The sequence below is a fragment of the Bacillus aerolatus genome (genome assembly GCF_009183655.1).
Taxonomy (GTDB): Bacteria; Bacillota; Bacilli; order Bacillales; family Domibacillaceae; genus Pseudobacillus; species Pseudobacillus aerolatus.
Map to the genome: position 1 here is coordinate 270,193 of NZ_WEIO01000002.1, position 24,064 is coordinate 294,256.

At 43.7% G+C, this 24,064-nt stretch carries 20 protein-coding genes; all 20 read left to right on the forward strand.

Going from position 1 to position 24,064, the window contains the following annotated elements; translation table 11 throughout:
* Positions 1-9: 9 nt before the first annotated feature.
* Positions 10-2,046: a flagellar biosynthesis protein FlhA gene (gene flhA, locus F9802_RS04980; RefSeq protein ID WP_152150053.1), complete on the forward strand. Its 2,037-nt coding sequence runs from the start codon at positions 10-12 to the stop codon at positions 2,044-2,046.
* Positions 2,043-3,179: a flagellar biosynthesis protein FlhF gene (gene flhF / locus F9802_RS04985; RefSeq protein WP_152150054.1), complete on the forward strand. Its 1,137-nt coding sequence runs from the start codon at positions 2,043-2,045 to the stop codon at positions 3,177-3,179. The genes flhA and flhF overlap by 4 nt, the downstream gene beginning before the upstream one ends.
* The gene (locus F9802_RS04990) at positions 3,176-4,051 is read left to right on the forward strand and encodes a MinD/ParA family protein (protein WP_152150055.1); all 876 of its coding nucleotides are present in this window, start codon (positions 3,176-3,178) and stop codon (positions 4,049-4,051) included. The genes flhF and F9802_RS04990 overlap by 4 nt, the downstream gene beginning before the upstream one ends.
* A 1-nt stretch (position 4,052) precedes the next feature.
* Positions 4,053-5,141 carry a protein-glutamate methylesterase/protein-glutamine glutaminase gene (locus F9802_RS04995; RefSeq protein ID WP_152150056.1) on the forward strand — a complete coding sequence of 363 codons (1,089 nt, stop codon included), beginning with the start codon at positions 4,053-4,055 and terminating at the stop codon, positions 5,139-5,141.
* A gap of 16 nt (positions 5,142-5,157) precedes the next feature.
* The gene (locus F9802_RS05000) at positions 5,158-7,197 is read left to right on the forward strand and encodes a chemotaxis protein CheA (protein ID WP_152150057.1); all 2,040 of its coding nucleotides are present in this window, start codon (positions 5,158-5,160) and stop codon (positions 7,195-7,197) included.
* A 28-nt stretch (positions 7,198-7,225) separates the two neighbouring features.
* Positions 7,226-7,663: a chemotaxis protein CheW gene (locus F9802_RS05005; RefSeq protein WP_152150058.1), complete on the forward strand. Its 438-nt coding sequence runs from the start codon at positions 7,226-7,228 to the stop codon at positions 7,661-7,663.
* Between the two features lie 13 nt (positions 7,664-7,676).
* Positions 7,677-8,318, forward strand: a complete 642-nt coding sequence (locus tag F9802_RS05010; RefSeq protein ID WP_152150059.1) for a chemotaxis protein CheC — start codon at positions 7,677-7,679, stop codon at positions 8,316-8,318.
* Positions 8,311-8,808, forward strand: coding sequence for a chemotaxis protein CheD (locus tag F9802_RS05015; RefSeq protein WP_152150060.1), 498 nt, complete (start codon positions 8,311-8,313; stop codon positions 8,806-8,808). Before F9802_RS05010 ends, F9802_RS05015 begins: the two co-directional genes overlap by 8 nt.
* 168 nt (positions 8,809-8,976) lie before the next feature.
* The gene (locus tag F9802_RS05020; protein WP_152150061.1) at positions 8,977-9,753 is read left to right on the forward strand and encodes a FliA/WhiG family RNA polymerase sigma factor; all 777 of its coding nucleotides are present in this window, start codon (positions 8,977-8,979) and stop codon (positions 9,751-9,753) included.
* 28 nt (positions 9,754-9,781) lie between these two features.
* Positions 9,782-10,342 carry a hypothetical protein gene (locus tag F9802_RS05025; protein WP_152150062.1) on the forward strand — a complete coding sequence of 187 codons (561 nt, stop codon included), beginning with the start codon at positions 9,782-9,784 and terminating at the stop codon, positions 10,340-10,342.
* Between the two features lie 148 nt (positions 10,343-10,490).
* Positions 10,491-11,213, forward strand: coding sequence for a 30S ribosomal protein S2 (gene rpsB, locus F9802_RS05030; RefSeq protein WP_152150063.1), 723 nt, complete (start codon positions 10,491-10,493; stop codon positions 11,211-11,213).
* Between the two features lie 107 nt (positions 11,214-11,320).
* Entirely contained in the window at positions 11,321-12,202 is an 882-nt protein-coding gene (gene tsf / locus F9802_RS05035; RefSeq protein WP_152150064.1) for a translation elongation factor Ts, read from the forward strand.
* A gap of 147 nt (positions 12,203-12,349) precedes the next feature.
* On the forward strand, positions 12,350-13,075 hold the full coding sequence (gene pyrH / locus F9802_RS05040; RefSeq protein ID WP_152150065.1) for a UMP kinase: 726 nt from the start codon (positions 12,350-12,352) through the stop codon (positions 13,073-13,075).
* Complete coding sequence (gene frr / locus F9802_RS05045) at positions 13,075-13,632, forward strand: ribosome recycling factor (protein WP_152150066.1); 558 nt, start codon at positions 13,075-13,077, stop codon at positions 13,630-13,632. Before pyrH ends, frr begins: the two co-directional genes overlap by 1 nt.
* A 166-nt stretch (positions 13,633-13,798) precedes the next feature.
* Positions 13,799-14,575, forward strand: coding sequence for an isoprenyl transferase (locus tag F9802_RS05050; RefSeq protein WP_152150067.1), 777 nt, complete (start codon positions 13,799-13,801; stop codon positions 14,573-14,575).
* A 34-nt stretch (positions 14,576-14,609) separates the two neighbouring features.
* Positions 14,610-15,398: a phosphatidate cytidylyltransferase gene (locus F9802_RS05055; protein WP_152150068.1), complete on the forward strand. Its 789-nt coding sequence runs from the start codon at positions 14,610-14,612 to the stop codon at positions 15,396-15,398.
* Positions 15,399-15,429: 31 nt separating this feature from the next.
* On the forward strand, positions 15,430-16,572 hold the full coding sequence (gene dxr, locus F9802_RS05060) for a 1-deoxy-D-xylulose-5-phosphate reductoisomerase (protein WP_152150069.1): 1,143 nt from the start codon (positions 15,430-15,432) through the stop codon (positions 16,570-16,572).
* Positions 16,573-16,590: 18 nt separating this feature from the next.
* Positions 16,591-17,850, forward strand: coding sequence for an RIP metalloprotease RseP (rseP, locus tag F9802_RS05065; RefSeq protein ID WP_152150070.1), 1,260 nt, complete (start codon positions 16,591-16,593; stop codon positions 17,848-17,850).
* 20 nt (positions 17,851-17,870) lie between these two features.
* Entirely contained in the window at positions 17,871-19,577 is a 1,707-nt protein-coding gene (locus tag F9802_RS05070; RefSeq protein WP_152150071.1) for a proline--tRNA ligase, read from the forward strand.
* An 87-nt stretch (positions 19,578-19,664) separates the two neighbouring features.
* A complete protein-coding gene (locus F9802_RS05075) occupies positions 19,665-23,987 on the forward strand; it encodes a PolC-type DNA polymerase III (protein WP_152150072.1) in 4,323 nt (1,440 codons plus the stop codon).
* Positions 23,988-24,064: the final 77 nt, after the last annotated feature.

The window sequence follows — 24,064 nt, forward strand, 5'->3', positions numbered from 1 at the left end:
GAGAGAGAAATGAAAGCAAGAGATATCTCCGTATTACTAAGTGTGATTTTAATAGTTGCCATGCTAATTGTTCCGCTTCCTTCATGGCTATTGAGTGTATTAATTATTATTAATATTTCTCTTGCGCTTTTAGTGCTGCTCATATCAATGAACATGAGAGAAGCACTGGAGTTTTCCGTCTTCCCGTCGTTATTGCTCTTATTAACGTTATTCCGTCTTGGGCTAAATGTGTCGACAACGCGTTCGATTTTGAGCAAAGGCGAGGCTGGCGGCGTTGTCGAGACATTTGGAACATTCGTTGTCGGTGGAAACATTATCGTCGGCATGGTCGTTTTCTTAATTTTAATTATTATTCAGTTCGTCGTTATTACGAAAGGAGCGGAGCGGGTATCTGAAGTCGCCGCCCGCTTTACACTTGACGCAATGCCGGGGAAACAAATGAGTATTGATGCGGACTTGAATGCCGGCATGATTTCCGAATCAGAAGCGAGAGAGCGGCGGGAAAAAGTGAGCCGAGAATCTGATTTTTATGGCGCGATGGACGGGGCGACAAAGTTTGTTAAAGGAGACGCGATTGCCGGTATTATTATTGTTATCATTAATCTGATTTTTGGCATCATTATCGGCGCGGTCCAACAAGGTCTTCCGATGGCAGAAGCCGCCGCCCGCTATTCGCTTTTAACGGTAGGCGACGGGATTGTATCTCAAGTACCTGCGCTGTTAATCTCCACAGCAACAGGGATCGTCGTAACGAGAGCGGCTTCAAAAGGCAATCTCGGTGAAGACATTATGTCACAGCTTCTCGCTTTTCCGGTGATGCTTTATGTAGCAGCAGGCACGATTTTTTTACTCGGCGTCGCCACGCCGATTAATGATGTACTGACGATTCCAATTGCCGGTGCTCTTGCTCTTGGCGGCTATATGTTGCAGCGCACGCCGAAGAAAGAGGAAGTGGACGTGTTTGAAGCGGAAGAAGAAATGGAAACGGAAGAGTTGAAAAGTCCGGAAAGTGTTGTGAACTTATTAAATATCGACCCGATCGAGTTTGAATTTGGCTACGGACTCATCCCGCTCGCCGATGCGAGCCAGGGGGGGGATTTGCTGGACCGAGTTGTCATGATTCGCCGCCAGCTGGCTATTGAACTCGGGCTTGTTATTCCGGTCGTTCGTATTCGTGATAATATTCAGCTGCAGCCGAATGAATACCGGGTCAAAATAAAAGGAAGTGTTATGGCGTCCGGTGATTTGCTGCTCGATCATTATCTCGCAATGAGCCCCGGTGAAGACGATGATCTAATTGAAGGTATTGATACGGTCGAACCATCTTTTGGTTTGCCGGCGAAATGGATTACAGAAGAAATGAAAGAGCAGGCTGAGATTCTCGGGTACACAGTCGTAGATCCGCCGAGCGTTGTTTCCACTCATCTAACGGAAGTCATTAAAGCAAATGCTTATGAATTGCTCGGCCGGCAGGAAACGCAGCAGCTGATAGACCATTTAAAAGAATCATATCCCATTTTAGTAGATGAAGTAACACCATCTCCGCTGACAGTAGGAGAAATTCAAAAAGTATTGGCTAAATTGTTGAAGGAAAATATTTCAATCAGGAATTTGCCGGTCATTTTTGAAACGCTTGCTGATTTCGGTAAAATGTCATCTGATACCGATTTGCTGACAGAATACGTCCGCCAGGCGCTTGCCAGACAAATTACTGGACAATTTACAGAAGAAGGAGAAGCATTAAAAGTGATTACACTCTCGGGACAAATTGAAAAGCTTGTCGCTGACAGCGTGCAGCAAACAGAGCACGGAAACTTTTTATCTCTTGATCCGATGGACTCGCAGCGAATATTAGAAGCAGTGGCTGCCCAAGTGGAGCAAGTTTCTTTTATGCAGCAGACTCCGATTATTCTATGTTCACCTGCCATCCGCATGTATATTCGGCAGCTGGCTGAAAGGTATTTTCCGCAATTGCCAATTCTGTCTTACAATGAACTTGAACCGAGCATCGAGGTTCAAAGTGTAGGGGTGGTGAGTTTAGATTGAAAGTAAAAAAATATACTGCCGCATCCATGCCGGAAGCGATGAAAAAAATTCGTGCAGAGCTTGGAGAACAAGCAGTGCTTTTGCAATCGAAAACTGTGTATACTGGCGGATTTCTCGGTTTGTTTAAAAAGAAATTAATAGAAGTAGTGGCGGCGGTTGATCCAAATTCTTATGTGGTCCCCCAGCCGAAAGAGCCGGCAGCTGCCGTGTCTGTTTCAAAAAACAGTGCCGCTTCTCAGCCGTCTCACAAGAAAAACAGCGAAGAAGAGCTGACGAAAGAGCTAAAAGAATTAAAGCAGTTGGTGCAACAATTTTCCAAAGCGGATCAACTTTCACTAGACACTTATCCGGAAGAGCTTAAGCTGCCGTTACTAAAAATGAAAAAACAAGAAATAACCGATGAGTTAATTTTGGAGTTAAAACAGGTTCTTTTTGACAAATGGAAAGAGGTAAAAGGCCAGGTAAGTGAAGAAATGGCCACAGTGTGGAGCAGACAGTGGCTCATCGATAAGATTAAGCCAATCCAAGAGAAGCAGCCGGCTTATCCAAAAAAGTTTATTAATATCATTGGGCCGACAGGTGTCGGTAAAACGACGACGCTGGCTAAAATGGCTGCTGGCAGCGTGCTGGAACAAAAATTTAAAACGGCTTTTATTACGACCGATACGTATCGTATTGCGGCGATCGATCAATTAAAAACATACGCGGATTTATTGAAGGTGCCAGTAGAAGTGGCGTATAAATCGGCCGACATAAAACAAGCCATTGAAAAATTTAAGGATTATGACATTGTTTATATTGATACGGCCGGTCGAAACTACCGGGAAGAACAATTTGTTAAAGAGTTAAAAGCAATGATCCCATTTGAAAGAATGAAAAATTATTTAGTCATCGCCCTCACTTCGAAAGAAGAGGATATGTACGAAATTATTGATCAGTTTGCAACTGTACCGGTCCATCAATTGATTTTTACAAAAATGGATGAAACGACGAGCCGCGGATCGATTGTAAACGCGATTTGCCGATACAGAAAATCCATTGCCTTTATCACTAACGGGCAAAATGTACCGGATGATTTAATTCAACCTGACGCGGAAAAAATAGCGGATATTATTTTGGGTGAGGTCTTATGATCAATAACGATCAAGCAGCAGCACTGCGTAAAAAACTCCATCGGCTCTCAGGAAAACAAGCAAAAACAATTGCGGTAGTTAGTGGAAAAGGCGGCGTAGGGAAATCAAATATTTCGATGAATTTTGCCATTGAGTTAACCCGGAATGGAAAAAAAGTGTTGATATTTGATATGGATATCGGCATGGGGAATATCCACGTTCTAACCGGACAGATAGCAGAGCGTTCCATTGCTGATTTTTTTGAAAAAGAAGCTTTTCTTAAAGACTTAATTTTTACAGATGGAGAAGGCATTTCTTATATTCTGGGGGGATCCGGTCTCAGCCGGTTAGTAGAATGGAACAGCAGCCATTTTAACCGATGGCTGAGCGAAGTAGAAGAGCTTCAGCGGCAGTATGATTATTTGTTGTTTGATATGGGAGCTGGCGCCACGAAAGAAACGCTTAATATTTTAATGGCGGTAGACGACATTATTGTTGTAACTACACCTGAACCGACATCGATCACAGATGCTTATTCTATGATGAAATATATTCATTCCCATGGCGGAGAAAGTGCCTTTTATCTTTTATGCAACCGGGCAGATTCTGAAAAAGAAGGGCGTGACGCCGTTAACCGGCTGCAGCAAGCCGTTCAAAGGTTTCTGCAAAGAGAGACAAACCAACTTGGCGTATTGCCTGAAAATGCTGTCGTGAGAAAAGCCGTGGCCGCCCAAACGCCTTTCCTGATCGCTTATCCGAATACAAATGTATCTTGGGCGCTGCAGGCAGCAGTGAAAACATATATAGATGGATGCCAATACCCATCGAATGAGCCGGAATTAAAAAGCTTTATATCCAAGCTTCGTTATTTCTTTTCGAAAGGCAGGAGCTGATGTGAAAGAAAAAAAAGTTGTTGTCGTTGATGACTCAGCATTCATGCGCAAGTTGATTACTGAGTTTCTGTCTTCTCATCCTGAACTGGATGTTGTGGCCACCGCAAGAAATGGCAAAGATGCTATTGAAAAAATTAAAAAATTCAAGCCGGCCGTTATGACAATGGACGTGGAAATGCCTGAGATGGATGGCCTCGATGCCTTGGGTTATATTATGGAGCACATGCCTATTCCGATCGTGATGCTTTCTAGCTTAACAGGAGAAGGAGCAGAGACGACGTTCCTGGCAATGGAAAAAGGAGCGGTTGACTTTATCGCTAAACCTTCGGGCACGATATCACTTGATTTACATAAAATCAAGGATGAGCTGATTGAAAAAGTACTAGCCGCAAGCAAAGCGAACTTACGGCCAATGAGACGGCCGGCACGACCTGTGTGGTTTGAACCGCCAGCAGCGGTCGAACGGGAGCAAGAATGGGATCAACTGGAAGATAACATGGCAAGAAAAAGAAGAAATAATCAAAGTATCGTTGTCATCGGTACGTCAACCGGAGGCCCCCGGGCACTGCAGCAAGTGCTGACAAAACTGCCGTCTGATTTAGAGGCACCAGTGTTAATCGTCCAGCATATGCCAGCCGGATTCACGAAGTCTCTGGCCCAAAGGCTTGATACTTTATCAGCCATCCGTGTAAAAGAAGCTGAGGACGGTGAAATTCTTCGGAAAGGAACTGCTTATATTTCTCCAGGCGACTTTCATTTGAAAGTAAGAAAAGTTGGAGCTTCATTAGCGGTAGACCTCGATCAGTCTCCACCCGTCAACGGACACCGGCCTGCAGTCGATGTGATGTTTGAATCAGTCAGTCGATTAGGGGGCCATGGTAAGGTAGCTGTGATCATGACGGGAATGGGGTCAGACGGGGCAAATGGGCTGATTAAGTTAAAAGAAACCGGAAATGTGCAGGCCATTGCAGAATCTGAAGGATCATGCGTGGTGTTTGGGATGCCCAGAGCCGCCATTGCTACTCGCTTAGTTGATTGCACGACTTCCATAGAATATATAGCTGAAAGAATTTTAAAGTATATAAGATAGAAAGGGTGAGTGGCTGATGGAAGTGAATCAATATTTAGAAGTCTTTATTGATGAAAGCAAAGATCATCTGCAGGCAGTTAATGAAAACTTGTTGTTATTGGAGAAAAATCCTGAGGATCTTACGATTGTCAATGAAATCTTTCGATCTGCCCATACGTTAAAAGGGATGTCCGCGACAATGGGGTATGAAGACCTCGCTAACTTAACACACAAAATGGAGAATGTCCTTGATGCAATCCGCAACCATAAATTGCAAGTAACGGCAGATATTTTGGATGTAGTCTTTGCTTCAATTGATGACTTAGAGGCAATGGTGCACGATATTGCTGCCGGCGGAAACGGTAAACGAGATGTCTCGGTCATTGTTGATAGGCTATTAAAAATTGAAAATGGTGAAACAGGAAATTCTGCTGATGTCCCTGAACAAGCTGACTCTGTTCCTTCTGTCGGTCCTTCTTACCATGCGGAATATGATGAATTTGAACGTACAGTGATTCAGCAATCGAAAGAACAAGGCTTTACTTGCTATGAGATTGGCGTTGAACTGCGCAGTGATTGTGTGCTGAAAGCAGCCCGTGTATTTATGGTGTTTGAAGTATTGGAAAAGTCCGGTGAAGTGATTAAATCCACTCCTTCCACTGAGCAATTAGAAGAAGAGCAATTCGATGACCGATTTGTTGTGACTCTCATTACTCAGGAGCTTGCTGAAGACATCGTAAGCAAAGTAAAAAAAGTTTCCGAAGTTGAACATGCAATCATTTCCGAAGTCAGCCTTAAACCGTTAAATAAGGAAGAAGAGCTGGTGGAAAAAAGAGAAACAGCAGCGGCACTAGCTGAAGAGGAAGTTACTCTTTATGAAAAAGCAGAAGCAACAGAAGAGCCAAAACAAAGCAAACAGCAGGCGGTCTCCAATAAAACGATCCGTGTAAATATTGAACGGCTTGATATTTTAATGAACTTATTTGAAGAACTCGTTATCGACCGCGGCCGTCTTGAGCAAATTTCAGGAGAATTGAATAACCCTGAGTTGAATGAAACCGTTGAAAGAATGTCCAGAATCTCAGGCGATCTGCAAACGATCATTCTTAATATGCGCATGGTACCGGTTGAAACAGTATTTAACCGATTTCCGCGCATGGTGCGCCAACTGGCACGCGACTTAAATAAAAAAATTAATTTGGATATTGTCGGGGCTGAAACAGAGATTGACCGGACAGTTATAGATGAAATTGGTGATCCGCTCGTCCATTTAATTCGCAATGCCATTGATCACGGAATTGAAATGCCGGCCGAACGAAAAGCAAAAGGGAAGCCGGAAGAAGGCACGGTGAAGCTGAAAGCGTATCATAGCGGTAACCACGTGTTTATTGAAATCGAAGATGATGGAGTTGGCATAAACAAAGAAAAAGTACTTAACAAGGCGCTCTCAAAAGGCATTGTTACAGAGGATCAGGCAGCTGCGATGTCAGATAATCAAATTTATGAATTGATTTTAGCTTCCGGTTTTTCCACGGCTGACACGATCTCCGATATTTCCGGCCGCGGCGTTGGGTTAGATGTTGTGAAAACGACGATCGAGTCTCTCGGAGGCTCAATCAGCATTGAAGCGGCTGAAGGGTCAGGTTCGGTTTTCCTTATTCAGCTGCCACTGACGCTGTCAATCATTTCCGTTATGCTTGTGGAAGTTGAAAAAGAAAAATATGCAGTTCCGTTATCATCTATTATTGAAACGGCGATTGTGAAAAAGCAAGATGTCTTAAATGCCCATACGCAGCAAGTAATTGATTTTCGCGGGAAGATTGTACCGCTTGTCTTTCTTGAGCAAGTATTCGAAGTGCCCAAGGAAAATAAGGAAGAAGATTTTTATTCCATCGTTATTGTGCGCAAAGGTGATAAAATGGCCGGCCTTGTTGTCGACTCCTTTATTGGCCAGCAAGAAGTCGTATTGAAATCGCTCGGAAATTACTTATCTAATGTGTTCGCTATTTCGGGCGCGACAATACTCGGAGATGGACAAGTGGCTTTAATTGTTGACTGCAATGCTTTAATAAAATAATGAGTGGATGATGAAAGGAGTGAAAAGAATGAGTGAAACAACAGCTCCGTCAATGATCAAAGTCATTGCTTTTCAATTAATGGATAAAGAATACGCGTTTCCTGTCCACCAAGTCCGGTCTATTGAAAAGTTAATGCATATTACCCGTGTGCCCGGAACCGTTCCTTTTATTAAAGGAGTTATTAATCTCCGGGGAGTTGTTACTCCAATCATTGATTTGCGCAAACGGTTCAGCTTGCCTGAAGAGGAATATGATGAACAAACGAGAATTATCATTGCTGCTTCCAGCGATATTGAAGTCGGCCTCGTTGTGGACGGTGCTAATGATGTACTTGATATTCCGAATAGCATTATTGAGCCTCAGCCTGATATCGTCGGCTCTGTGGAAGCAGAATATATTACGGGTGTAGCGAAGCTGGAAAAAAGATTGCTAATATTATTAAATTTAGAAAGAGTTTTTAAGTAGAGGCGGAAGTGTAATGAACTATATAGAAAAGCTTGATACGATTCATTTAGATATTTTAAAAGAATTCGGCAACATTGGTGCCGGTCATGCAGCTACTGCCCTTTCTACTGTATTAAATAAACAAATAGATATGAAAGTTCCAAGTGTCCGCATTGCGTCTTTTAACGATATGATGGAGATGGCAGGCGGCGCTGAAGAAGAAGTTGTCAGTGTGAGCTTGAGAATTGAAGGGGAAGTGACCGGCAATATGTTCTTTGTCCTTTCCCTCCAGCAAGCAGAAAGCTTTATAAGTAATATGACCGGTGATACCGCTTTTTCTTTTAGAGAAATAGACGAACACAGCTTGGGGCTGTCCGCGATGCAGGAACTCGGGAACATTTTGTCCGGGTCCTATTTATCTGCACTTGGGGACTTTACCCGGCTGAAACTTTACCCATCCGTCCCAGAATTAGCTATCGATATGTTTGGGGCGATTATCAGCTATGGACTTGTTGAGTCGTCTCAATACGGAGATTATGTCATTGTTATTGAAACGAATTTAAAAGAAATGGATGCAGATCAGACAGATGAAATGAAAGGACATTTCTTTTTGCTTCCTGACCCTTTATCATTTCAGCCGATTTTCCAGGCGCTTGGAGTCGGATTAAATGAGTAGCATAGGACAAATTGTTAAAGTAGGAATTGCCGACATGAATATTGTCCGCTCGCCTGATGCTATTCGCACTTCGGGACTCGGGTCTTGTGTCGGGGTAATCATTTATGACGAACGTGCGGTTATAGCCGGCATGGTGCATGTGATGCTGCCAGATTCAGGGCTTGCTAAAACAAATCATATGAATAAAGCGAAGTATGCTGACACGGGCATAAAAGAATTGATTACGCTGCTGAAAGCGGAAGGGGCACAGTCATTCAGACTGAAAGCAAAAATCGCCGGCGGCGCCCAAATGTTTCAATTTAATTCACAAAATAGTTCTTTCAAAATTGGGCCAAGAAATATAGAAGCGGTAAAACAAGCGTTAAACGAACACAATATACCTGTCCTTGCTGAAGATGTAGGAGGCAATAGCGGCCGGACGATTGAGTTTGATCCACACACTTGCCAGCTTCATATAAGAACAGTTAATAAAGGTAACCACACGATATAACAGCAGGAAAAGGGGCATAAATTTGTCCCTTTTTCTATATTTTTAAATTTTATTTGCGTTCCGCCGGTATTTTTTAATAAAATGTGGAACATAAAGAATAAACAGCCTGACCGTCTTTTTCAGAAAAACTTCTCTGAGAGGTCAATCCGAGGAGGAGAAACGTGAGCTATGGCCAAATTGAATATGAATAATGAACAAAAATTGTGGGCTGCCTGGAAAGCGTCGGAGGATCCGGAGGCAGGCAATCTGCTCGTAGAGAAATATATGCCCCTTGTATCCTTTCACTCACAGCGCATTTCAGCAAGCCTGCCGAAAAGCGTAAATAAAGAAGATATTAAAAGCCTCGGATTAATGGGTTTGTATGATGCGTTGAACAAGTTCGATCCAGCACGTGATTTGAAGTTTGATACGTATGCCTCTTTTCGTATTCGCGGGGCTATTTTGGATGGCCTTCGAAAAGAAGACTGGCTGCCGAGAGGAACGAGAGAAAAAGCCAAAAAAATCGAAGCAAAGATAGAAGAGCTTGAGCAAAAGCATCTTCGGAAAATCACTGCAACAGAAGTAGCAGAACAGCTGGATATATCAGAAGAAGAAGTGCATCAGACGATGACAGAGCATTTGTTTTCCAACGTTTTGTCGATGGATGAGCAAGTGCAGGACCACGAGGATTCGGAGGGGAAAAGGTTCGTTTTAAAAGATGAAAAAGCCGCCACGCCGGAAGAAGTTCTCGTCAAAGGCGAACTCGTTCAAGAGCTGACTGCGGAAATTTCCAAGCTGTCAGAAAAAGAACAACTCGTGCTTAGCTTATTTTATCATGAAGAGCTTACCTTGACAGAGATCGGGGAAGTGATGAATCTATCCACTTCAAGAATTTCACAAATCCACTCCAAAGCTTTATTTAAATTGAAAAATCAACTCGCCAAAATCAATGATCTAAAGCATTGATGAAAAAGTTTATATGTAGGGAGATCGAATGGCCACACTATTTATTTTAATTTCATTTGTATTAAATGCTGTCTCTCTTTTTGCGATCATTTTATTATTCACAAGACAAAACCGGCTGTATGCCGTGAAAAGGCAGCAGGAGAAACTGGTCGAGGACATGGAAGAAATGATGGCCGCTTATTTGCTTGAAATGAAAGAAGAAAATGAGCAGTTTATCCGAGAGTTTTCAGCGGCGGGCCAAATGAACAGCACCTATGTCCGTGAAAAAATGAAAACAGCGCAGGATGAGGATGCCTCCCTCTCAGCAGCCCGGCAGCCCGAAGAAATACAGATGCCTATTTCTGCTCCTTCCATGCAGCGTATTCACGCAGCTAAAGTGTATCAGTCAGCTGTCAGCAAGTCTGTTATTAAGGAAATGGAGGGGCCAGAAGCTGCTGATGTACCATTTGCAGAAGAAGATCAGCCTGATCACATTTTTATACTGCAAAAGCAAGGGTTGACTGTGGATGAAATTGCAGAAAAATTAAAAAAAGGAAAGACAGAAGTTGAACTTGCACTGAAATTTGCCAGTGCCGGTAAAAACAGTTGATTGCACAGGTCGGCTGTGGTATAGTTACTAACGGTGTTATCACACACGCTTGCTGATTTGAACAGATGGTGCTGTCTCTCAGACAGTTTCTGGACAAACATGACGGGAGCGGAGGAAAAATTAAAAACCAATTAGGAGGAAACACAAGATGTCAGTCATTTCAATGAAACAATTGCTTGAAGCCGGTGTCCATTTTGGTCACCAAACACGCCGCTGGAACCCAAAAATGAAGAAATATATTTTCCAGGAGCGTAACGGAATTTATATTATCGACCTTCAAAAAACAGTAAGAAAAGTTGAAGAAGCGTATAAATTCGTAAAAGACTTAGCTGAAAACGGCGGAAAAGTTCTTTTCGTCGGAACGAAAAAGCAAGCTCAGGAGTCTGTGAAAGACGAAGCAGAACGTTCAGGTATGTACTACGTTAACCAACGCTGGTTAGGCGGTACATTAACAAACTTCTCAACTATCCAAAAACGCGTACAACGCTTGAAAAACATCGAAAAAATGGAAGAAGACGGTACATTTGACGTACTTCCTAAAAAAGAAGTTGTTCAACTGAAAAAAGAACATGAACGCTTAGTGAAATTCCTTGGCGGAATTAGAGATATGAAAGGCCTTCCTGATGCACTGTTCATTATCGATCCACGTAAAGAGCGCATCGCTGTTGCGGAAGCCCGCAAACTGAATATTCCGATCGTTGGTATCGTTGATACGAACTGTGATCCAGATGAAATCGATTATGTCATTCCGGCAAACGATGATGCGATCCGCGCTGTTAAACTTTTAACAGGTAAAATGGCAGATGCCATCCTTGAAGCGAAACAAGGGGAAGAAACAGCAGAAGTTGAAGAAGCAGCAGCTGCTGAGTAAGAATTTAAAAAAGGTGATAAGTGGAACTTCTCTTATCACCTTTTTTTAAAAGAGAAACGCAAAATTATGTATGAAGATGCAGACGACTTAAAGGAGGAAGAAAAATAATGGCAATTACTGCTCAAATGGTTAAAGAACTTCGTGAAAAAACAGGCGCTGGCATGATGGACTGTAAAAAAGCGTTAACAGAAACTGGCGGCGACATGGAACAGGCAATTGATTTCCTTCGTGAAAAAGGAATTGCGAAAGCCGCTAAAAAATCTGACCGCATCGCTGCTGAAGGAACAACGTTCATCAAAAGCGAAGGCAATGACGCTGTTATTTTAGAAGTAAATTCCGAAACTGACTTCGTGGCAAAAAACGAAGGTTTCCAAGCTCTTGTAAAAGAATTGGCTGATCATTTGCTCGCTAAAAAACCTGCAAATGTGGAAGAAGCGCTTGATCAGGAAATGGCAAACGGCAAATCAGTTGGCGAATATATCAATGAGTCAATTGCTAAAATCGGAGAAAAACTAACACTTCGCCGCTTTGAAATTAAAACAAAAAGCGACAATGGTGCATTCGGCGAATACTTGCATATGGGCGGCCGCATCGGCGTGCTAACAGTTATAGAAGGAACAACTGATGCAAGTGTCGCAAAAGATGTGGCGATGCACTCCGCTGCATTAAACCCTAAATACATCTCTCGTGACGCTGTTTCAGAAGAAGAAGTAGCTCGTGAGCGCGAAGTATTAACACAACAAGCTTTAAACGAAGGCAAGCCTGAAAATATCGTGGCGAAAATGGTAGAAGGCCGTCTCAGCAAATTCTTCGAAGATATTTGCTTAGTGGATCAGCCATTCGTGAAAAACCCTGATGAAAAAGTGGGCAAATTTGTTCAATCAAAAGGGGCAGAAATTACAGCGCTTGTTCGTTACGAAGTGGGCGAAGGCATTGAAAAGCGCCAAGATAACTTTGCGGAAGAAGTAATGAACCAAATAAAAAAATAATTCTTTTCTATTTAGTAAATGGAAAGAAAGTAATTATTAAATGGAAATCCCTTGCCGGCTGCTGGTGAGGGATTTCATCTAGAGTTTGGCAATTTTTTATAAAATAAGGGTTGAAGCAAACCAACAACTATACATACGGAGGTTTACATGAGCGTTCCAAAATATAAACGTGTAGTATTAAAGTTAAGTGGGGAAGCGCTGGCAGGTGAAGCTGGCTTTGGGATCAATCCGGCTGTCATTAAATCAATCGCTGAACAAGTAAAAGAAATTGCCGAACTGGACGTAGAAGTAGCTGTCGTTGTGGGCGGAGGCAACATTTGGAGAGGAAAGATCGGCAGTGAAATGGGCATGGACCGCGCAACAGCCGATTATATGGGTATGCTCGCCACTGTCATGAATTCGATGGCTTTGCAAGACAGTCTCGAACAGCTCGGAATCGAAACGCGCGTACAGACTTCGATCGAAATGCGTCAAGTGGCAGAACCTTATATCCGCCGCCGGGCGATTCGCCATCTGGAAAAGAAGCGGGTCGTTATTTTTGCAGCGGGTACAGGCAACCCGTACTTCTCTACCGATACGACAGCAGCGCTGCGAGCGGCTGAAATTGAAGCGGAAGTTATTTTAATGGCGAAAAACAATGTGGACGGTGTGTATTCAGCAGATCCCCGCATTGATAAAAACGCGGTGAAATACGATGAGTTATCTTATCTGGATGTGATTAAAGAAGGGCTTGCCGTCATGGATTCTACAGCTTCTTCTTTATGTATGGATAATGATATTCCGCTCATCGTCTTCTCGGTTATGGAAAGCGGAAATATTAAACGAGTCGTTATGGGTGATAAAATCGGAACAATTGTAAGGGGGAAAGAATAATGGCAAATGAAGTGATTGAACAAATGAATGAAAGAATGACGAAAGCGATTCAAGCATATACGAGAGAGTTGGCGTCTATCCGAGCTGGCCGTGCCAACGCTTCGTTATTAGACCGCGTGACTGTAGATTATTACGGGGCGCCGACACCAATTAATCAGCTTGCTTCTGTGTCTGTGCCGGAAGCAAGACTGCTCGTCATTCAGCCATACGATAAAACAGCGATGGGTGATATTGAGAAAGCCATTTTAAAATCAGACCTTGGACTTACTCCTTCCAATGACGGTTCTGTCATTCGTCTTGCTTTTCCAGCTTTGACAGAAGAGCGCCGGAAAGAATTAGTTAAGCTCGTTAAAAAAGAGGCGGAAGATGCGAAAGTTGCTATCCGCAATGTTCGTCGTGATGCGAACGAAGGGTTGAAAAAAATGGAAAAATCCGGTGATATTACAGAAGATGATCTGCGCGGCTTTACAGACGATGTGCAAAAACAAACAGACAATTTCATCAGTAAAATCGATGATATTTCCAAAGATAAAGAAAAAGAAATCATGGAAGTTTGATGTTAAAACCCTCTTCGCTGTAAGAGGGTTTTCTTCTTTTTTTCTTGCTTTTTAATGAATAAAAAAATACATCCATTTCTACAAAGTAATCAACCGCCAATTTTGGTATTATAATAGGTAGTAATTAGTTTTAAATTTGGTGATGCTACAACGTGGAGGATATTTTATGATCAACAAAAAAAAGTTATGGAAAACAGCGGATAACCATAATACTGAAGAGCGGATAGAGAATATCAAAAAAGAACCTGTTCCGGAACACATTGCCATCATTATGGATGGCAACGGCAGATGGGCGAAGAAAAGGGCCTTGCCAAGAATTGCCGGCCATCATGAAGGAATGAAAACGGTAAGAAAGATTACCAGGCTGGCGAACAAGCTTGGTGTGAAGGCATTGACTCTTTATGCGTTTTCAACCGAAAACTGGAAGCGTCCAAAAACAGAAGTAGATTTTTTAATGAAACTGCCGCAAGAATTTCTGGGCACATTTCTGCCGGAATTGATTGAAGAAAATGTTCAAGTGCAAATGATGGGAGAACGGAGCCAAATCCCGAAGCACACGCTGGGCGCTGTAGAAAAAGCAATGGAACAAACGAGCACGAATGACGGCTTAGTGTTAAACTTTGCTTTGAATTATGGAAGCCGCGCCGAGATTTTAACGGCTGTAAAAGATATAATCCATGATGCAAAAAATGGTATACTATTAGAAGAAAATTTAAATGAAGATCTTTTTTCCACCTACCTTATGACCAGGCACTTAAAAGATCCTGATTTACTAATTCGCACGAGCGGGGAAATTCGTTTGAGCAACTTTATGCTCTGGCAGCTGGCTTATACGGAGTTTTGGTTTACTGATGTCAATTGGCCAGACTTTAAAGAAAATCACTTGCTTGAAGCAATAGAAGCTTTTCAACGGCGTTCGCGCCGCTTTGGCGGTTTGTCGTAAGTATTTAACAGGATGAAAGTTAGGAGTTTGAGAAATGAAACAACGTATTTTAACTGCTGTCATTGCAGCAGCCGCTTTTTTGCCGATTGTTCTCTACGGCGGATGGCCATTTATCATACTGGCATATTTAATGGCGGCGATCGGGTTGATGGAAGCATTAAAGATGAAAAAAATTGCTCCTGCATCCATGCCCGGCCTGCTCTCTATTTTATTGCTTTGCATTGTTTTAATACCGGAGCGCTTTACAATTGCTATAGAACAAGCTGGCTACAGCAAACTGCAGCTTGCTGCCTTGTTCGTTTTGCTTTTGCTCGCGTACACGGTTGTCTCTAAAAACCGCTTTGATTTTGAAGATGCCGGTTTTTGTGTATTAGCTGCTATGTATGTCGGTTTCGGTTTTTACTATTTTATTGAAACAAGAGAAGCGGGAGCGGTGTTTGTCTTTTTTGCACTGCTCATTACGTGGGCAACAGATTCAGGAGCTTATTTCGTCGGCCGATCGCTTGGAAAACGCAAATTGTGGCCGGAAATTAGTCCGAAAAAAACAGTGGAAGGGTCAATAGGCGGTATTCTTTCGGCCGTGCTAGTCGCTTTTATCATTACTTTGTTTGCAGACATGGATACAGCGCTGCCCAAATTATTGATTGCGACAGCCGTATTGTCTATTTTTGGACAGCTTGGTGATTTAGCAGAATCTGCTCTTAAACGCCATTATGGAGTAAAGGATTCAGGAACGCTTTTGCCGGGGCACGGCGGCATTTTAGATCGGACAGACAGCTGGCTGTTCGTGTTCCCGCTCGTTCACTTATTGCAATTAGTGTAAAGGATAGAGTTTGTTTGAGGAGATGAAATGTTTGAAAAAAATAAGTCTTTTAGGTGCAACCGGCTCCATTGGCCGGCAGACGCTTGATGTTATTCGGCAGCACCATGAAGAATTTTCGCTGGCTGCTTTTTCAGCTGGAAGGAACATAGAGGAAACGAGAAAAATCATTAAAGATTTTCAACCTGAATTAGTATCCGTGGAACTCCGGGAAGATGCAGTTAAGCTGAAGGCTGAATTTCCTTCGGTGAAAATGATGCATGGTGAAGAAGGGCTTGTGGAAACAGCTGTTTTTCAAGCGGCGGATATTTTAGTAAATGCCGTGCTCGGCAGCGTGGGGCTGCACCCGACACTGCAAGCGATTGAAGCAGGCAAAAAAATTGCGATTGCAAATAAAGAAACACTCGTTACAGCCGGACATCTCGTCATGGCAGCAGCCAAAAAGCATGGTGTAGAGCTTTTGCCGGTAGACAGTGAGCACTCTGCTATTTTTCAATGTTTGCAAGGAGAAAAAGAGAAAAATATTGACCGGCTCGTTTTAACAGCATCCGGCGGGAGTTTTCGTGATCGTACACGGGCAGAGTTGAAAAATGTTACCGTTCAAGAAGCTTTAAACCATCCGAATTGGTCAATGGGTGCGAAAATCACCATTGATTCTGCAACGATGATGAACAAAGGCCTGGAAGTAATTGAAGCGCATTGGCTTTTTCATTTGCCATATGACCAAATTGATGTTATTTTACATCGAGAAAGTATTATTCATTCGATGGTCGAATTTCAAGATAGTTCGGTAATTGCCCAGCTCGGCACCCCGGATATGCGTGTGCCAATTCAATATGCGCTCACGTATCCGGATCGTCTGTCCCTTCCTGATGCCAAGCGGCTCAATTTGTTGGAAGTGGGCAAGCTTCATTTTCAGCCGGTAGACCAAGAGCGTTTTCGGATGCTGGCGCTTGCCTACGAGGCAGGTAAATCAGGCGGGACGCTGCCCACTGTACTGAATGCTGCTAATGAAGCCGCTGTCGCTGCTTTTCTTGACGGGAAAATTACGTTTTTACAGATCGATGAACTGGTCGAACGCGCCCTCGAGAAGCATCAATCTTCTCCAGAACCTGACTTGGAAACGATTCAGCAAACCGACAAAGAAACTAGAGAATTCGTCCGCTCACTTTTATAAAAAAGGTGGTTATCCATATTGAGTACTGTTATAGCGTTTATCGTTATATTTGGCGCCCTCGTTTTTTTTCATGAACTGGGCCACTTTATTTTCGCCAAGCGAGCCGGAATACTTTGCCGGGAATTCGCTATTGGCTTCGGACCGAAAGTGTTTGCCCATAAAAGAGGAGAAACGGTTTATACACTTAGGCTGCTTCCGCTAGGAGGATATGTCCGCATGGCCGGGGAAGACCCGGAAATGGTCGATTTAAAAGCGGGTCACCGCATCGGTGTGATCCTAAACGATCGTGAAGAAATTGTCAAAATTATTGTCAATGGAAAAGATCGCTATCCGCAAGCACGGGTTATTGAGGTAGAAAATGCTGATCTTGAGCACCAGCTTATAATCAGAGGGTACGAAGATGGTGAAGAGGAAATAAAAACGTTTCCGATTCACCGGGAAGCTGTTATATCCGAGGATGGGGTTGAAAGCCAAATTTCGCCATGGGACCGCCAGTTTGCTTCGAAAACGCTCGGTCAGCGCGCAATGGCAATTTTTGCCGGTCCACTCTTTAACTTTATTTTAGCTTTTGTTGTTTTTGTCCTTATCGCTATTATTCAAGGGGTTCCGACGAACGAGCCTGAACTTGGCAAGCTGACATCCGATGGCGCAGCGAAAGAATCCGGTTTGATGGAAGGCGACAAAGTCATCAGCATTAACGGACAAGGAGTGGCAAGCTGGGATGATATTGTCACTGTTATCCAGAAGAATCCACAAGCCGAGATCGATTTTACAGTTGAACGAGACGGAGAAGCAATGGATATCCCGGTGACTCCAAAAGTTCGTGAAATTGAAGATCAAAAAATCGGTATTATCGGTGTGCATAGTCCGGTGGAAAAATCGTTTTTCGGTTCGATCTCTTACGGAGCAAAAGAAACTTATTTCTGGACGGTAGAAATTACTCGGTTACTTGGTAAGCTTGTCACTGGCCAGTTTTCGATTGATATGCTTTCCGGTCCAGTGGGCATTTATGTATCCACCGACACTGTAGCCAAATCGGGCATTATGAACTTAATGAAATGGGCAGGCGTATTAAGCATCAACTTAGGGATCATGAATTTGCTGCCGCTCCCGGCACTGGACGGCGGCCGGCTGTTATTCTTCCTTGTAGAAGCGTTAAGGGGCAAGCCGATCGACCGCCAAAAAGAAGGAATGGTCCATTTTGTTGGGTTTGCTCTGCTGATGCTGCTGATGATTGTGGTTACATGGAATGATATCCAGCGATTCTTTTTACAATAAATTAGTTTGAGGTGCATGTAATGAAACAAAGCCAAACGTTAATTCCTACAATGAGAGAAGTACCGGCTGATGCCGATGTAAAAAGCCATCAGCTGTTGTTAAAAGCAGGATTTATCCGCCAAAATGCAAGCGGAATTTACAGCTATTTGCCGCTTGGCAAAAAAGTGCTGCGCAAAGTAGAAGACATTGTCCGCGAAGAAATGGATAATGCCGGAGCAGCGGAACTCCTGATGCCAGCTTTGCAGCAAGCGGAACTATGGCAGGAATCGGGCCGCTGGTATACGTACGGTCCTGAGTTGATGCGACTCTCGGATCGTCATGAGCGGAAGTTTGTTTTGGGAGCGACTCACGAAGAAGTTATTACAAGCTTGATCCGCGATGAAGTAAAATCGTACAAGCGTCTGCCGTTAACACTCTATCAAATCCAGACAAAGTTTCGTGATGAACAGCGTCCGAGGTTCGGTTTGCTGCGCGGAAGAGAGTTTGTTATGAAAGATGCGTATTCTTTCCATACATCACATGAAAGCCTCGGAGAAGTGTACGATCGTTTATTTACGGCTTATTCGAATATTTTCCGCCGCTGCGGTCTCAATTTCCGGGCGGTCATCGCCGATTCAGGCGCCATGGGCGGGAAAGATACACATGAATTCATGGTGCTTTCCGACATTGGGGAAGATACGATTGCTTACTCTAATTCATCCGATTATGCAGCTAATATCGAAATGGCTCCGGTTGTCACAGCTTACGAAAAAAGCGGAGAAGCGGAAGGTGAAGTCGAGAAAGTTTCCACACCAGATGCGAAAACGATCAGCAGCGTAGCAGAGCTGCTTAATGTTTCTGCCGAACAGTGTCTTAAGTCTCTCCTCTTTAAAGTAGACGGAGAAAACGTGCTTGTCCTTGTGCGCGGCGATCATGAAGTGAATGACATTAAGCTGAAAAACTTGTTCCAGGCAGACACTGTAGAGCTTGCCCCCCATGAGGAGGTCAGCGAAGTACTTGGCTGCACGATCGGTTCTCTCGGACCAGTGAATGTGAAAGAAGGCGTCAAAGTGATTGCTGATCACGCAGTGAAGGCCATCACAAACGGCGTATGCGGAGCAAATGAGGAAGGCTATCATTTTATTAACGTGAATGCGGAGAAAGATTATCGTGTCGATCAATATGCTGACTTGCGTTTTATCCAGGAAGGTGATGTGTCGCCGGATGGGGAAGGAACGATTCAGTTTGCTAAAGGCATCGAAGTAGGGCACATTTTCAAATTAGGTACAAGATACAGCGAAGCGATGAATGCGGTTTACTTGGATGAAAATGGGCGGACACAGCCAATGATTATGGGCTGCTACGGAATCGGCGTTTCTCGGACGATGGCCGCAGTTGCCGAGCAGTTTAATGATGAGAACGGATTTGTTTGGCCTAAAGCACTTTCTCCGTTTGATGTTCATTTAGTTCCGATTAACATAAAAGATGAAAACCAGCGTACGCTCGCAGAAGAAATTTACAGTGCGCTTCGAGAAAGCCGGTATGATGTGCTGATGGACGATCGGGCTGAGCGTCCGGGAGTGAAATTTACCGACAGCGACTTAATTGGTTTGCCTGTCCGGGTAACCATCGGTAAAAAAGCAGCTGAAGGCATCGTCGAAGTGAAAGTCCGCAAAACAGGCGAAATGATAGAAGTTCAGAAGAGCGAATTAGTTTCAACGCTTCATGAAATTTTTCAAACAATATAAACAATTAAAGGTGCCTAATACAGGTGCCTTTTTTCTTCCGAATTTCTGTTAAAATAGAAGAGAACGATGAAATTGGGAGGCATATAAATGAATGAAGAATCCCAGGGAAGACGACAGCGGATGCAGTTGTTGCTTCAGCAGCTGCAATTGACAGAAGATGCAGTTGTCAAACATTTTGAGGGAGCAGAAATAGTAAAGTTAACTGTAGAACGCCAGACGAAACGATGGCATTTTTCTTTTATAACAGAAGCGATTATTCCTTGCCAGGTGCTCGAGAAATTCACGAATGCATTAAACCATGCATTTAAAGAAATTGCTCGTGTTACATTTTCAGTAACAGTGAGGAGTGCGGCTGTGTCGGAGGAGTTGATCAGCGAGTATTGGACTTATTGCGTGAGCCAGCTCGAAGGTATTTCCCCGCCAATGCTCGCACTGTTAAATGGCCGCAAGCCCGTTGTAAAAGGCAATAAATTAACGGTCCATGTCGGCAATGATGCGGAAGGAATGACTCTGAAAAACAAATACGGCGATTGGATTTGCCGGACGTACCAAAGTTATGGTTTTCCGCCGGTTACGTTTGATGTGGCCGTTATGAAGCAGGAAACAAATGATGAATTTCAACAGTTTCTTGAAGCGAAACAAAAAGAAGACGCCGAACGGGCCATGCAGGCAGTTGTGGAAATGCAAAAACGGGAAGCGAATGCTGGGGAAAGCGATGAAGCAGCGAGCGGTCCACTTATGATCGGTTTGAAAATTAAGGATGATGCTGAGTTTAAAAGACTGGAAGAAATTCAAGATGAAGAACGCAGAATAGCTGTTGAAGGCTTTGTATTTGACGCGGAAACGAAAGAACTCAGGAGCGGCCGAACGCTGCTAACGTTCAAGATTACCGACTACACCGACTCGATATTAATTAAAATGTTTTCCCGTGATAAAGAAGATGCCGCTCTTTATGGCCGGGTGAAAAAAGGCATGTGGGTAAGGGCAAGAGGGACTGTTCAAAATGATACGTTTGTCCGGGATCTTGTCATGATTGCCAATGATGTGAATGAAATTGCCCCGATTACGCGTCAAGATACCGCTCCAGAAGAGGAGAAGCGCGTGGAACTTCACCTTCATACGCCGATGAGCCAGATGGATGCCGTATCGCCAATTGGTGATTTGATCGCCCAGGCAGGCAAATGGGGACATAAAGCGATTGCTGTGACCGACCATGCCGTTGCTCAGTCGTTCCCGGATGCATACAGTGCCGGCAAAAAGCATGGCGTTAAAGTGCTGTACGGTCTTGAAGCAAATTTAGTCGATGATGGAGTGCCAATTGCGTATAATGACGCCCATCGCTTATTGGCAGACGAAACGTATGTCGTTTTCGACGTGGAAACGACTGGTCTCTCCGCTGTATATGACACGATCATTGAGCTGGCTGCTGTTAAAATTAAAGACGGCGACATCATTGACCGGTTTGAGTCATTTGCTAATCCGCACCATCCTCTTTCTTCTACGACCATTAACTTAACGGGCATCACCGATGACCTCGTTCAAAATGCCCCGGAAGTGGAGGAAGTGTTAAAGAAATTTAAAGGCTGGACAGATGATGCCATTCTCGTGGCCCATAACGCTTCATTTGATATGGGATTTTTAAACGCAGGCTACACCCGCTACGACCTTGGCAAGTCGGTGAATCCGGTGATTGACACGCTGGAATTGGCTAGGTTTTTGTATCCTACGATGAAAAATCACCGGCTCAATACACTTGCCAAAAAGTTTGATGTGGAATTGACCCAGCACCATCGGGCGATTTACGATGCGGAAGCGACAGGATATTTGTTTTTGAAAATGCTCAAAGATGCCGCCGAAAAATCCATCTCTTATCATGATGATTTTAATGCTCACATGGGAGAAGGCAGTGCCTATAAACGCGCCCGGCCATACCATTGCACCATCCTCGCACAAAATGACACAGGTTTAAAAAATTTATTTAAACTCGTCTCTATTTCTCATATTGATTACTTTTACAGAGTGCCGAGAATTCCGAGGTCCGTTTTGCAAAAACACCGGGAAGGACTGATTATCGGCTCGGGGTGTGACAAAGGTGAAGTATTTGAGAGCATGATGCAAAAAGGAATGGAGCAGGCAGAGAAAGCGGCTAAATTTTACGATTACCTCGAAATACACCCGAAGGAAGTATACGCCCATTTACTTGAAATGGAACTTGTCCGTGATGACCATGCGCTTGAAGACATTATAAAAAAAGTAGTGGAGCTCGGTGAAAGAATGCAGCTGCCTGTAGCCGCTACCGGTAATGTTCACTATTTAAACCCGACGGATAAAATCCATCGTAAAATCCTAGTCAATTCCCAAGGAGGAGCCAATCCGCTTAACCGTCATGAATTGCCGGACGTCCATTTTCGAACGACAAATGAAATGCTGGACGCATTCAGTTTCTTAGGAAAAGAGACAGCGGAAAAAGTCGTTATCGAAAATACGAATAAAATAGCGGATATGATCGATGAGGTAAAGCCAATTAAGGACGACCTTTATACGCCAAAAATTGAAGGGGCGGATGAAGAGATCCGTAATATGAGCTATGAAATGGCGAGAAGCATTTATGGCGAGCAATTACCTGAAATCGTTGAAGCTAGGTTAGAAAAAGAGCTGAAAAGTATCATCGGCCATGGATTCGCGGTTATTTACCTTATTTCACATAAGCTCGTGAAGAAATCATTGGATGACGGCTATCTTGTCGGTTCGCGGGGGTCTGTCGGTTCTTCATTCGTCGCAACAATGACTGAAATCACCGAAGTAAACCCGCTGCCGCCTCATTACGTCTGTCCGCAGTGCCAGAAATCCGAGTTTTTCAATGACGGTTCTGTCGGCTCCGGATTCGATCTGCCTGATAAAAACTGTCCGGACTGTCAGATTAGATACACGAAAGACGGCCACGATATTCCGTTTGAAACCTTCCTTGGATTTAAAGGAGACAAGGTCCCGGATATTGATCTCAATTTTTCCGGTGAATACCAGCCCGTTGCCCACAATTACACGAAAGTGCTGTTTGGTGAAGAGTATGTGTATCGTGCCGGAACGATCGGAACAGTGGCGGATAAAACGGCATTCGGGTACGTGAAAGGATATGCAGGAGACAATAATTTGCAGCTGCGAGGAGCGGAGGTAGATCGGCTTGCGAAAGGCTGTACAGGTGTGAAGCGGACGACGGGACAGCATCCGGGCGGAATTATCGTTGTGCCGGATTATATGGATATTTATGATTTTTCGCCGATTCAATATCCGGCAGACAGTGACAAGTCAGAATGGAAGACGACTCATTTTGATTTCCATTCTATTCACGATAATTTGTTGAAACTTGATATTCTGGGGCACGATGACCCGACCGTCATTCGGATGCTGCAAGATTTGTCTGGCATTGATCCGAAAACGATTCCTACAGATGACCCGGAAGTAATGAAAATTTTCAGCGGCACGGAATCACTCGGTGTAACAGAAGAGCAAATTATGTGCAAAACAGGGACGCTCGGTATTCCGGAATTCGGCACGCGATTCGTCCGGCAAATGCTTGAAGACACGAAGCCGACGACTTTTTCCGAGCTCGTCCAGATTTCGGGATTATCCCATGGTACCGATGTATGGCTCGGCAATGCCCAGGAGTTGATTCATAACGGCATTTGCGAATTGAGCGATGTGATTGGCTGCCGGGATGATATTATGGTGTATTTAATCTACCAGGGACTCGATCCCGCCTTTGCCTTTAAGATCATGGAATTTGTCCGTAAAGGCAAAGGTCTCACTGAAGAAATGGAAGAAGAAATGCGCAACAAAGGAGTGCCTGAATGGTATATTGATTCATGCAAAAAAATCAAGTACATGTTTCCTAAAGCGCATGCCGCAGCTTATGTATTAATGGCTGTCCGGATTGCTTACTTTAAAGTCCATATGCCTCTTCTTTATTATGCGGCATACTTTACCGTAAGGGCAGAGGACTTTGACGTGGATGCGATGGTCAGAGGAGCGGCGGCCATTAAATCCATCATTGAAGAAATTAACGCGAAGGGGCTTGAAGCTTCGCCGAAAGAGAAAAGTTTGTTGACTGTGCTGGAATTGGCGCTTGAAATGTGCGAGCGGGGCTTTAAATTCCAAAAAGTCGATTTGTATCGTTCCAGTGCCAATCAGTTTATTATTGATGGCGATTCGCTCATTCCTCCTTTTAATTCGATTCCAGGACTGGGCACAAATGCCGCTTTCAATATTGTGAAGGCTCGTGAACAAGGAGAGTTCCTTTCAAAAGAAGATTTGCAGCAACGCGGAAAGGTATCTAAAACAATCATTGAGTATTTGGATAATCACGGCTGTCTCGCTTCACTTCCTGATCAGAACCAGCTGTCCCTTTTTTGAGCCGAACAGCGGCTGAGTTGCATAAAATAAAGGGTTATGGTATATTTTTAATGGAAATACTAATTGATAACTCTCTT